Raw genomic sequence first — 11,724 nt, forward strand, 5'->3', positions numbered from 1 at the left:
CCCCCCCCCCCCCCCCCCCCCCCCCCCCCCCCCCCCCCCCCCCCCCCCACCCCCCCCCCCCCTCCCCCCCACCCCCCACCACCCTTCCCCTACCCGACGCTCTTCCGATCCCCCCGCCGCCGGCCCGGTCGGTGCCGCAGCCGGCCGCCAGGGTGGCGGCGGTGGCCGCTCCGGCGGCCAGCAGGGTTCGGCGGGAGAGCGCGTCCATGGTCACTCCGTTCGTGAGGCGTTCGGCGGGCGGCCGGCTCGGGTGCCGGGTGCGCGCGGCGTGCGGGAGTCCGGATCGACCGGAGGGGGATGGGGCCCGTGACCGGGTCAGCATGGCATGTGGTCCGGAACGGTCGGAGAGGCGCAGCGGACGGTCGGGATCGATCGCCCGATTGACGCAACCGAACCGGCGGGCCGGAACGTCGATGCTGTTCGGAGGGTGGTAGGGCCGCGCCGGTACGCGGGACGGGGGAGTCACGTTCCGTGGCTCCGCGGGCACTCGGCGCAGGACCAGGGCCGTCATCCCTGCCGATCGGCGGGTGCGGATACGACCGTCGTGGGGACGTGCCATAGGGTCCGATCCGATTGAATGAGTTCTCAGGAAACTCTCAGGAATGGGATCCGGGCCGGCAGAAGGGAGCACCCGTGGCCGTCCAGCAGAGCAGGAGCCCCTGGCCGGGCACCCTCGCGGCCGGTACGGCGCTGGTGCTCGGCGCCTGGCTGCTGCACGACGGCGGCTCGCTCGTACTGCCGCCCGCGCCGAGCGGCCAGGCGCTGTCCGGCTTCGCCCCGGTCTCCGTCGTCCCCCCGCTCGGCCCGTCCGCCCCGACCAGGATCCGCATCCCGGCCGTCCGCCTGGACGCCCCGGTCACCGAGCTGGGCCTGGACCCCGACGGTCACCTCCAGGCCCCGCCCGCGGCCGACCGCAACCTCGCGGGCTGGTACCGCGGCGGCGCCAGCCCCGGCCAGCGCGGCACCGCCATCCTGGCGGGGCACGTCGACAACAAGTCCGGACCGGCCGTCTTCTACCATCTGGGAGCGCTCCGCCGGGGCGACCGGATCGAGATCGCCCGCGCCGACGGCGCCACCGCCGTCTACCAGCTGTACGCCATCGAAGTGCACGACCGAAAGGACTTCCCGGACGACCGGGTCTACCGCCAGGCCGCCGACGCACAGCTACGGGTGATCACCTGCGGCGGCGCGTACAGCGAGGAACAAGGCTACGAGGGCAACGTCGTCGCCTACGGATTCCTGGCCGACACCACACCACCGGGCAAAGCCGCATGACCACGCTCACTCTCGCCACCCGCTGGAACCCGATCGACTGGCCGCTCACCCACGGCCCGATCCCGTACGCCGTGCTCGCCGCCGGCTGGGCCGCGCTGGCCGTGCTCGCCGTCCGCCGCGGCCGGGACTGGTGGCGGTTCCGCCTGCCCGCCGCACTGGCCACCGCGGCTGCGCTCAGCCTGCTGCTCGACGTCCTGGTGGACGGCTGGTGGCACCCCTTCCCCGAGGGCACCCCCCGGTACGTCACCAGGTGGATAGCCGTCGCCCTGCTGGGCTTCTGCCTGGCGGGCTACCGGATGCGCCGGCTGCGCTGGCAGCGTCGGTCGCTCACGTTCGGCCTGAGCCTGCTGGTGCTCCTGATGGCGGCCTCCCAGGTCAACATCGGGTTCGGCCAGTTCCCGAACGGCCGGGTGATGCTCGCACCCTGGCTGACCAGGACCGATTCGCTGATCGCCGACAAGGTCGGCCAGACCGTGGCAGCCCCGCCGGACAAGGCGCTCGACGAGGTCTGGCACCCGCCGGCAAACCTGCCGGAGAAGGGCTCCGTCTCGGTGGTGCCGATCCCGGGCGCCAAGTCGGGCTTCAAGGCCCGCGACGCGTACGTCTACCTCCCGCCCGCCTACCAGGCCACCCCGCGGCCGCTGCTGCCGGTGGTCGTCATGATCAGCGGTCAGCCGGGGATCCCGGGGGACTGGGTGCTCTCCGGGCAGATCAACGAGGCGCTGGACGCGTTCGCGGCCGAGCACGGCGGTCTCGCGCCGATCGTGGTGATGCCCGACCAGCTCGGTTCCACCTGGGCCAACACGCTCTGCCTGGACTCGAAGATCGCCAAGGTGCAGACCTACCTGGCCGTGGACGTCCCGAACTGGATCCAGCAGAACCTGCAGACCGCCACCGGCCGCAAGGCCTGGGCGATCGGAGGCGCCTCGATGGGTGGCACCTGCGCGCTCCAGCTGGGAGTCAACGCGCCCGACGTGTACGGCACCGTCCTCGACATGTCAGGGCAGACGGAACCGACCCTGGGCACCCGGGACGAGACCGTCAAGGCCGCCTTCGGCGGTGACGAGAACGAATTCGACGCGGTCGATCCGCTCCATGTGATGGCCCGCAGGAAATTCCCGGACACCAGCGTCGCCCTGGTGGTCGGCGAGACCGACGAGGAGTTCCGGCCGCAGATGGAGAAGGTCTACCAGGCTGTGCAGGAGGCGGGGATGAAGGCCAGGTTCGAGCTCATGCCGGGCAGTCACGGCTGGGTCGTGTTCCGCCCCGGTATCGTCCGGCAGATCCCGTGGCTGGCCCAGCAGACCGGGCTGACCAGGTGATCGGGGCCGGGCTCGCACCCGTCACCGAGCGCGCGCGGACACAGGACCGGAGCACCGGCCGCGGGCCCGACCGGGGCACCGACCTCGGCCCGGTCACCCGGACGCCGGAACCGGGCCCGCAGCGGTTCCGCCGGGCCGCCCGGGCGCTCCGCGACCGGCTGCGCTCGGCGCCGCTGACCCTGGCGCTGCTGGCCGGGCTCTGGGTGCTCGGCGCGGCCACCGGGAGCCTGTCCGGCGGGCCGTCGGCCCGGCTGCTCGCCCGCACCGGCGTCGGCCTGAGCACGCTCGGCGAGGGCCGCTGGTGGACGCCGGTCACCTCGCTGTTCTGGTGCTCGGGCATCGGCTCGTACGTCTTCGCCAGCCTGCTGCTGCTCCTGGTCGGCCCCGGCGCCGAGCGCCGGCTCGGCCGGCTGCGCACCCTCGCGGTGCTGGCCGGCGGGCAGGTGGCCGGCACCCTGCTGGGCACCGCGCTGGTGGCGGTCGGCTCCTCGGCCGGGGAGCAGTGGACCGCCTCGGTGGCCGACCAGACCGCGGTCGGGCCCGCCGTCGGGCTGTTCGCCCTGGCCGGGGTGCTCGGCTACCGGCTCACCGTGCTCTGGCGCCGTCGGCTGCACCTGCTGGTGCTGCTCGTCCCGCTGGTCATGACGCTGTACGTCGGCCACCTGCAGAGCGTCCAGCGGTGCGCCGCCGCGCTGTTCGGCCTCGGCCTGGGCGCGCTGCTCAGCCGCGGCCGCCCGTACCTGCGCAGCCACCGCTCCTCGCACACCGAGACCCGGGTGCTGGTCGCGCTCTGCCTGGTCGCCGCCGCCTGCGGGCCGCTGATCGCCTCGCTGTACGACAACGCCAGCGGGCCGTTCAACACCTTCTCCGAGCTGTACTTCTCGCACCGGCTCAGCCCGGACGAGGTGGCCGAGTTCTGTGCCGTCTCGGCGCACGACTGCGCCCGGGCGCACGCCGTCGAGCGGATATTCGACACCCCCGGCCGGCTGATGGCCGCGCTGTTCCCGGCGCTGCTGCTGGTGCTCGCCGAGGGGCTGCGCCGCGGCCTGCGGTTCGCCTGGCGGATCAGCGTCGCCACCGAGCTGCTCTGGGCGGTGCTGCTGGCCTGGCTGTACTTCGAGGCCGGGCCGGTCAGCGGGGACGTCGTGCAGTACTTCGTCGAGGCGATGCTGCTGCCGCTGCTGACCACCGCCCTGCTGCTGGCCACCCGGCAGCGGTTCCGGCTGCGGCTGGCCGGCCGGGCGGTGCGCCGGCTGGCCGTGGTGGTCGGCGGGGCCGCGCTGGTGGCCTCGGCGGCGTACGTGGGCCTGGGGCGGGTGGTGGCCGGGCAGTTCGAGCCGGGCGCGGGCCTGCGCGGGCTGGTGCACGGGCTGCCGGCCCAGTTCCTGCCGCCCGCGTACAACGACCTGCTGCCGGACTACCCGATAGCGGTCGGCCCGGTGGCGCTGTTCCTGGAGACGTACTGCGGGCTGGCGTTCTGGCTGGTCGCGCTGGTCGCGCTGCTGACGGCGTTCCGGCGGCCGGTGCTGCGCACCGACCCGGCCGCCGTCGCCCGGGCCCGGGCGCTGCTGGCCGAGCACGGCGGCGGGACGCTGTCCTTCATCACCACCTGGGACGGCAACCACTACTGGTTCGACGAGGGGGGCCGCGCGGCCGTCGCCTACCGGGTGGTCGGCACCGTCGCGCTGACCACCGGGGACCCGTTCGGCGCCCCGGAGGACCGGGCCCGGGCGGTGGCCGGCTTCGCCCGCTACTGCGACGCCCGGGGCTGGACGCCGTGCTTCTACAGCGTCTGCGCCGACACCCGGGCGGCCGCCGTCCAGCTGGGCTGGCGCTCGGTGCAGGTCGCCGAGGACACCGTGGTGCCGCTGCCCGAGCTGGCCTTCACCGGCCGCAAGTGGCAGGACATCCGCACCGCCCTGAACAAGGCCGGCAAGCAGGGCATCACCGCCGAGTGGTGGGCCTACCACGAGGCGCCGCTCGCGCTGCGCGAGCAGATCCGGGCGATCTCCGAGGAGTGGGTCTCCGAGAAGGGCCTGCCCGAGATGGGCTTCACCCTCGGCGGGCTGGAGGAGCTGGACGACCCGGACGTGCGGGTGCTGGTCGCGGTGGACCAGGACCGGGTGGTGCACGGGCTGACCAGTTGGATGCCGGTGTACGAGAACGGCGAGCCGGTCGGCTGGACGCTGGACTTCATGCGGCGGCGCTCGGACGGCTTCCGCGGCGTGAACGAGTTCCTGATCGCCTCGGCCGCGCTCGGCTTCAAGGGCGAGGGCGCCCGGTTCCTGTCCCTGTCGGGGGCGCCGTTGGCCCGCGCCCGGCAGGACGAGGAGCCCGCCGGACTGCAGCGGATGCTGGACTGGATGGGCAAGGTGCTGGAGCCGGTGTACGGCTTCCGCTCGCTGCTGGCGTTCAAGGCGAAGTTCCAGCCGGAGTACCGGCCGATGTACATGGCCTACCCCGACCCGGCCGCGCTGCCCGGCATCACCAGGGCGATCGGCAAGGCGTACCTGCCGCACCTCACGGCGGCGCAGGGCGTCCGGCTGATGCGCAAGCTGTCCGGCTGATCCGTCCGGGGCCCGGGCGGCGCTGACGGCCGGAAGCGCGGGGGCGCTCCCGGACGCCGTCCGCGTCGTCGGTGTCGGCAGTGCCGTGGGTGCCGTGGGTGCCGTGGGTGCCGTCAGGGTCGTCGGCGTGGTCGGCGTGGTCGGCGTGGTCAGCCGAGCAGCTGGGCGAGCGCGCGGTCGGCGTCCAGGTGCAGGTGCTCCTCGCCCTCCGGGACGAGCAGCCGGCTGCGCCACAGGAAGCGCCGCAGGTCGGTGGTGTCGAACCGGAGCAGCGCGGTGCCCTCCGGGGCCCGCAGCTCGACCATGGTGCGCCGGCCGGGCGCGGGCCGGACGTGCACGTCGCCGGGCCCGGCCGGCAGCTCCAGGCCGGCGGAGAGCAGCTGGCGGGCGAACACCCAGACGATGTCCTCGGCGTCCTGGCCGTCCGCGACGTCGTCCAGCGAGAACTCGGCGGGGAAGGCCATCCGGACCGCGAACGGGTCCTCCGGCAGGTAGGACAGCACCACGCGCAGCCGGGCGGAGCGTTGCGGGGAGAGGATCAGGCGGGCCTGGACGGTCTCTTCGACGACGGAGCTCAAGGGTGGGTCCCTTCGTTCGGCGGCCGCCCGACGGCAGGTGGGGTTGGGGCGGCCTCACCCTGGTGAGAGTGCCGGGGGTGCTGGGGATTACCCGGTTTCACGGATGATCCGACGTGACCTGCATCACATCGATTTCCGGCCGTCCGGGCCCGGCGCGGAGCTCGGCCTGGAGGCCCGAACGGCCTCGGGCCGGTAGGCTGGGCGGGTTGTCCGATCGCCGCCCGACCGCGGGACGGGGCCGCAAAACCGCCTCTGACCTGCGATGATCCCCCTCGGAGACCGTGAGTACTGCCGCCGCCTCCTCGATGCCGCTGTTCTCCGACGTACCGGAGCCGCAGGAGCCCGTCCGGGCCGCCGGCCATGCCGCCCCAGCCGCCTCGCACCACCTCTCCCCGGCCTTCCCCGGCCGTGCCCCCTGGGGCACCGCGGGCAAGCTGCGGGCCTGGCAGCAGGGTGCGCTGGACAAGTACATCGAGACCCAGCCGCGCGACTTCCTCGCGGTCGCCACCCCGGGCGCGGGAAAGACCACCTTCGCCCTCACCCTGGCCTCGTACCTGCTGCACAACCACCTGGTGCAGCAGGTGACGGTCGTCGCACCGACCGAGCACCTGAAGAAGCAGTGGGCCGAGGCCGCCGCGCGGATAGGCATCCGGCTGGACCCGGCGTACTCCTCCGGTCCGCTGTCCCGGGACTACCACGGCATCGTGGTCACCTACGCGGGCGTCGGGGTCAACCCGATGCTGCACCGGAACCGGACCGAGGCCCGCAAGACCCTCGTGATCATGGACGAGATCCACCACGCCGGTGACTCCAAGTCCTGGGGCGAGGCCTGCTTCGAGGCCTTCGAGCCGGCCACCCGCCGGCTCGCGCTGACCGGAACGCCGTTCCGATCGGACACCAACCCGATCCCGTTCGTCGCCTACGACGCGGGCAGCGACGGCATCCGCAAGTCCATCGCCGACTACACCTACGGCTACGGGCACGCGCTCGCCGACCACGTCGTCCGCCCGGTGATCTTCCTCAGCTACAGCGGCAACATGCGCTGGCGCACCAAGTCCGGCGACGAGCTGGAGGCCCGGCTCGGCGAGCCGATGACCAAGGACCTGATCGCCCAGGCCTGGCGCACCGCGCTCTCCCCGCAGGGCGAGTGGATCCCCTCCGTCCTCCAGGCCGCCGACCGGCGGCTGACCGAGGTCCGCAAGGCCATCCCGGACGCCGGCGGACTGGTGATCGCCACCGACCAGAACGTGGCCCGCGCCTACGCCAAGATGCTGCGCGAGATCAGCGGCGAGAAGGTCACCCTGGTGCTCTCCGACGAGGCCGAGGCCTCGAAGCGGATCTCCGACTTCTCGGAGGGCACCTCGCGCTGGATGGTCGCGGTCCGGATGGTGTCCGAGGGCGTCGACGTGCCCCGGCTGTCCGTCGGGGTGTACGCCACCTCGATCTCCACCCCGCTGTTCTTCGCCCAGGCCGTCGGCCGCTTCGTCCGCGCCCGCAAGCGCGGCGAGACCGCCTCGGTGTTCCTGCCGACCATCCCGATGCTGCTGAGCTTCGCCAACGAGATGGAACTCCAGCGCGACCACGTGCTGGACCGGCCGAAGAAGGAGGGCGACGGCCTCTTCGACGAGGAGGACCGGCTGCTCGCCGAGGCCGAGCGGGCCAACGACGGGCCGGACGGCGCCGGCGGCGAGGAGTTCTCCTACGAGGCGCTGGGCTCCGAGGCGGTCTTCGACCGGGTGCTGTACAACGCCATGGAGTTCGGCATGCAGGCCCACCCGGGAAGCGAGGAGGAGGAGGACTACCTCGGCATCCCGGGCCTGCTGGAGCCGGACCAGGTGCAGATGCTGCTGCAGAAGCGCCAGCACCGGCAGATCCAGCGCAGCAAGACCAAGCCCGCCGAGGAGGCCGACCTGCTGGAGCTGCCGGCCGAGCAGCGGCCGGTGGTCACCCACCAGGAGCTGCGCGAGCTGCGCAAGGAACTGAACGCGCTGGTCGCCGCCTGGCACCACCGCACCAACCAGCCGCACGGCACCGTCCACAACGAGCTGCGCCGCCAGTGCGGCGGCCCGCTGACCGCACAGGCCACCGCCAACCAGCTGAAGGCGCGGATCGCCAAGATCCGGGAGTGGGCGAAGTAACGGTCCGGCGGGCGGATCCGGGCCGGACCGGCCCGGACCCCGCCCCTCCGGGGTGTCCGGACTTCGGACCAGGGTCGAACCGACGCCCGAGTCCGGGCCGGTGGTTTGGTGGGTTTCGTCCGGAATTCCCGGCGGCGCCGCTGCCGATCACGACCGAATTTTGGACAACCACTTCCGCCGCGACATTTCCTTCACTACCTTTCCCCCACGCTCTTCCGCCGGGCAACCCCCGAGGGACGGGCTCCGCAGGACCGTGCGGTCGTCAGGGACGACACCGCGCGGCCCGAGCGCGGCCACCCCCACCTGCGCGCGACGCCGACCTTTGGGCCCGGCGCCGCCCGCCCCGCGAGCGCCGCGGAAAGGACCGCCCGTCGTGACTGCCGAGACCTCCCAGACGTTGGACCGCGGCGTCCGCGTCCTCAAACTCCTCGCCGACTCCGAGCGCGGGCTCACCGTCACCGAGCTGGCCGCCCGGCTGGCCGTCAACCGCACCGTGGTCTACCGGCTGCTCGCCACCCTGGAACAGCACGGCCTGGTCCGACGCGACATCGGCGGCCGGGCCAGGGTCGGCCTGGGCGTGCTGCGGCTCGCCCACCGGGTGCACCCGCTGCTGCGGGAGGCCGCGCTGCCCGCCCTGCGCAGCCTCGCCGAGGACCTCGGCGCCACCGCCCACCTGACCCTGGTGGACGGCAGCGAGGCGCTGGCCGTCGCCGTGGTCGAGCCCAGCTGGACCGACTTCCACGTCGCCTACCGCACCGGCCTGCGCCACCCGCTCACCGAGAGCGCGGCCGGCCGGGCGATCCTGGAGGCCCGCACCTTCCCCAGCCAGCGCCGGCCCGAGCAGGGGTTCGTCATCACCCGTGCGGAGGAGCAGTCCGGAGCCAGTGGAGCCGCCGCCGCGCTGCTCGGACTGAGCGGCATCGAAGGCAGCGTCGGCGTGGTGATGCTCAACGGGCTGGTGCCCGAGCGGGTCGGCCCGCGGGTGGTGGAGGCGGCCACCGAGGTGGCCGACGCCCTGAGGTAGGACCCGGGCGTCGCGCGCGGGCGAATCACGGCGTCCGGTGTGTTTGGATTCCCCTTGTGTCCGACACCAAGCTGCCCAAGGCCCTCTCGTCCCCGCGGACCCGCTCGCTCGCGCTCTGCGGGGTGCTGGTCGCCGCACTGTTCGGCGTGGCGGCCTTCGTCCCGCTGCCGTACACGATCACCTGGCCGGGCCTGACCGCGGACACCCTCGGCAGCTACCAGGACCGGCCGGTGCTCACCATCACCGGGGCGCCGCTGCGCAGCACCGACGGCGAGCTGCGGATGGTCACCATCTCGGCCACCAATCCGGGGCAGAAGACCACCTTCGGGCGGGCGCTGAAGGCCTGGTTCGACCCCGACGAGGCCATCCGCCCGACCGAGACGGTGTACCCGCAGAGCAACCCGGCCAAGGCCGAGCAGGTGACGGCCCAGCAGATGGCCGAGTCGCAGGACAGTGCCACCGCGGCCGCGCTCGGCTACCTCCACCTCTCGCCGGACCAGGTGAAGGTCAAGGTCGACCTGGGCGACGTGGGCGGCCCGAGCGCCGGACAGATGCTGGCGCTGGGCATCGTCGACAAGCTCGCCGGCGACGGCAAGGGCGGCGACCTCACCGGCGGGCTCAAGATCGCGGGGACGGGCACCATCGACGACAAGGGCACCGTCGGCCCGGTCGGCGGCGTCCCGCTGAAGACCCAGGCGGCGGCCCGGGACGGCGCGACGGTCTTCCTGCTCCCCAAGGACGAGTGCACGGACGCCAAGGTGAACACCCCCAAGTCGCTGCGGCTGGTGCCGGTGGGCACGCTCGCCGAGTCGGTCGCGGCGCTGGAGGCGCTGAGGAGCGGCGGCAGCGTCCCCAGCTGCTGACCCTCCTGCCCGCAGCGGGCCGGCCGCCCGGGCTCGGGGCCCGAAGGCCACCGGGGCGAAGTCGTCGCCCGGCCCGGTCCGCAGCCGGGCCGCGATGCCGGCCGGCCGGTGGGCCCGGGCCGTCGGCAGCGAGTGGGCGTGGGCCGGTCCGCCACCGGTGCCGGTCGATCAGCGGCGCGCCGGGGGCCTCGGCAGCGCCGGCCGGCTCCACCTCGCCATGGCGGTACCAGGTGAAGTGGACGGCGGCGGAGAGCTCCTCGGCGAGGGTGTCCGGCAGGGTCTCCAACCGGGCCCGACCCGGCGCCGGACCGTCCTACTCGGCGGCAGCCTGGTCCACCAGCGGCAGGATCCGGTAGGGCACCGGGTTCTCCAGCACGATCGCGGTGGAGGAGCGGACGATCCCGTCGAAGCCCACCACCCGGTCGATCACCCGCTGGAGGTCCGCGTTGGAACGGGCCACGATCCGCACCAGCATGTCCCCGATCCCGGTGATCGTGTGCAGCTCCAGCACCTCCGGCACCCGCGCCAGGTGTGCCCGCACGTCCGCGCCCTGGCCCTGGGAGATCTCCAGGGTGGCGAAGGCCGTCACCGGGTAGCCGATCGCGGCCGGGTCCACCTCCGGGCCGAAGCCGCTGATCACCCCCTTGGCCTGCAGCCGGTCCAGCCGGGCCTGCACGGTGCCCCGGGCGACCTGCAGCCGGCGCGAGCACTCCAGCACGCCGATCCGGGGCTCCTCCGCCAGCAGGCGGATCAGCCGGCCGTCCAGGGCGTCGATGGCGTCGTTCCCGCCGCCGGCCGGGGCCGGGGAAGCGCCGTGGGGGGCGTCCTGAGGGGCGTCCTGGGGAGCGGGCGAGCCGGGAGAGCTGGGGGAGTGGGCGGGGGGCATCGCGGGGCCGTCCTCCGGTGGGCATTCTGTACAGCGGCGCCGCCGATTCTCCCGCCCCGGGGCGCACCTTGACCAGGAGGAAACGGAACAGTTGCGCGTCGGTCGGCTCGGCGCCACCCTCCAGCCACGATCCCGTGCCCAGGGCCCCACCCCGGGCGCCCGGTGGTCCGTACGCCTACCGTCCGCACACCCAGAGGGGGCCGTCATGACCGACACCGCCGCCGAATCCGTCCTGCTCGCCGCGGGCCCGGCCGGGGGAGCGGAGGACGCGGGACCGCTGCCGATGGGCCGGGCCGACGCGCTGGTCTTCGCGGTCGGCGACGCGGAGCGGGCGGCCCGCCGCTACCGCGCGGCGCTCGGGCTGCGCTGCACCGCGCACGCCGGGCCGGAGACGGGCGATCCGGACGTGGTCTCGTACGTGCTCAGCGGGCCCGGGACACGGATCGTGCTGACCTCGCCGGTGCCGGGCGGCGGCCCGCGCGGGCGGGAGCTGGCGGCGCACCTGGCCCGGCACGGGGACGGGGTGCTGGACCTCGCGGTGAGCGTGCCGGAGGTGCACTACGCGTACGACTACGCCGTCGACCGGGGCGCGCTGTCGCTGGCCGAGCCGTACGAGGTGCGGGACCGGTTCGGCTCGGTGGTGCTGGCCACCATCGCGGTGCCCGGCGGCACCCGGCACACCCTGGTCGACCGGGCCGGGTACGCGGGGCCGTACCTGCCGGGGTTCGAGCCCTTCGCGGGCTGGTGACGGGCCCGGGGCCGGTTCAGCGGACCGCCGTCTCCACGACCGGCGGGTGGCCGTTCCAGTAGACGAACACCGAGTTGGCCTGGTTGTCCTTGGTGAAGTCCACCCGCATCCAGCGGTCGCCGTTCCACACCTGCATCTGCCAGCCCGGGTCCGGGGTGGCGGAGACCAGCGAGGCGCTGTCGGCCCGGATGTCGAGGGCGACCCGGCCGCCGGGGATCGGGTAGCTCTTCACCGTGGACGTGGTGCCGGCGGTGGGCGCGGGCCGCTTGGCCGGCGGGGCCGCCGTGGTGCCGGCCGGGGCGTGCGCGGCGGTGGTGGCGGCG

General features: G+C 74.1%; 9 protein-coding genes and 1 pseudogene. 7 read left to right on the forward strand and 3 right to left on the reverse strand.

Annotation, left to right across the window (positions count from 1 at the left end; translation table 11 throughout):
• Positions 1-633: 633 nt before the first annotated feature.
• From BG452_RS19725 to BG452_RS19735, 3 genes are read left to right on the forward strand one after another with little or no spacing between them, the layout of a single operon-like run.
• Positions 634-1,275, forward strand: coding sequence for a class F sortase (locus BG452_RS19725; RefSeq protein WP_188305661.1), 642 nt, complete (start codon positions 634-636; stop codon positions 1,273-1,275).
• Positions 1,272-2,597, forward strand: coding sequence for an alpha/beta hydrolase (locus tag BG452_RS19730; protein WP_188305662.1), 1,326 nt, complete (start codon positions 1,272-1,274; stop codon positions 2,595-2,597). Before BG452_RS19725 ends, BG452_RS19730 begins: the two co-directional genes overlap by 4 nt.
• Complete coding sequence (locus BG452_RS19735) at positions 2,564-5,164, forward strand: rhomboid family intramembrane serine protease (protein ID WP_188305663.1); 2,601 nt, start codon at positions 2,564-2,566, stop codon at positions 5,162-5,164. The genes BG452_RS19730 and BG452_RS19735 overlap by 34 nt, the downstream gene beginning before the upstream one ends.
• A gap of 149 nt (positions 5,165-5,313) precedes the next feature.
• On the opposite strand, the gene BG452_RS19740 is transcribed toward BG452_RS19735, so the two are convergent.
• Entirely contained in the window at positions 5,314-5,742 is a 429-nt protein-coding gene (locus tag BG452_RS19740) for an SsgA family sporulation/cell division regulator (protein ID WP_188305664.1), read from the reverse strand.
• 305 nt (positions 5,743-6,047) lie between these two features.
• Between BG452_RS19740 and BG452_RS19745 the strand changes: the two genes are divergently transcribed.
• The 3 genes from BG452_RS19745 (at position 6,048) to BG452_RS19755 (ending at position 9,767) form a co-directional block, all read left to right on the forward strand.
• Positions 6,048-7,880 (forward strand): DEAD/DEAH box helicase, encoded by a 1,833-nt coding sequence (locus BG452_RS19745; RefSeq protein WP_223242466.1) that lies wholly within the window; start codon positions 6,048-6,050, stop codon positions 7,878-7,880.
• 373 nt (positions 7,881-8,253) lie between these two features.
• On the forward strand, positions 8,254-8,904 hold the full coding sequence (locus tag BG452_RS19750; protein ID WP_188305665.1) for an IclR family transcriptional regulator: 651 nt from the start codon (positions 8,254-8,256) through the stop codon (positions 8,902-8,904).
• A gap of 56 nt (positions 8,905-8,960) precedes the next feature.
• Positions 8,961-9,767 carry a S16 family serine protease gene (locus tag BG452_RS19755; RefSeq protein ID WP_317621139.1) on the forward strand — a complete coding sequence of 269 codons (807 nt, stop codon included), beginning with the start codon at positions 8,961-8,963 and terminating at the stop codon, positions 9,765-9,767.
• A 313-nt stretch (positions 9,768-10,080) separates the two neighbouring features.
• On the opposite strand, the gene BG452_RS19760 is transcribed toward BG452_RS19755, so the two are convergent.
• Positions 10,081-10,653, reverse strand: coding sequence for an Lrp/AsnC family transcriptional regulator (locus tag BG452_RS19760; RefSeq protein WP_223242463.1), 573 nt, complete (start codon positions 10,651-10,653; stop codon positions 10,081-10,083).
• Between the two features lie 205 nt (positions 10,654-10,858).
• Here BG452_RS19760 and BG452_RS19765 point away from each other — a divergent pair, with 205 nt between their 5' ends.
• On the forward strand, positions 10,859-11,401 hold the full coding sequence (locus tag BG452_RS19765; RefSeq protein ID WP_188305666.1) for a VOC family protein: 543 nt from the start codon (positions 10,859-10,861) through the stop codon (positions 11,399-11,401).
• Positions 11,402-11,417: 16 nt separating this feature from the next.
• Here BG452_RS19765 and BG452_RS19770 read toward each other — a convergent pair.
• Positions 11,418-11,724: pseudogene (locus BG452_RS19770) on the reverse strand (hypothetical protein); the annotation flags it as partial.

It is taken from the genome of Streptomyces sp. CBMA123 (genome assembly GCF_014596465.1).
GTDB lineage: Bacteria > Actinomycetota > Actinomycetes > Streptomycetales > Streptomycetaceae > Kitasatospora.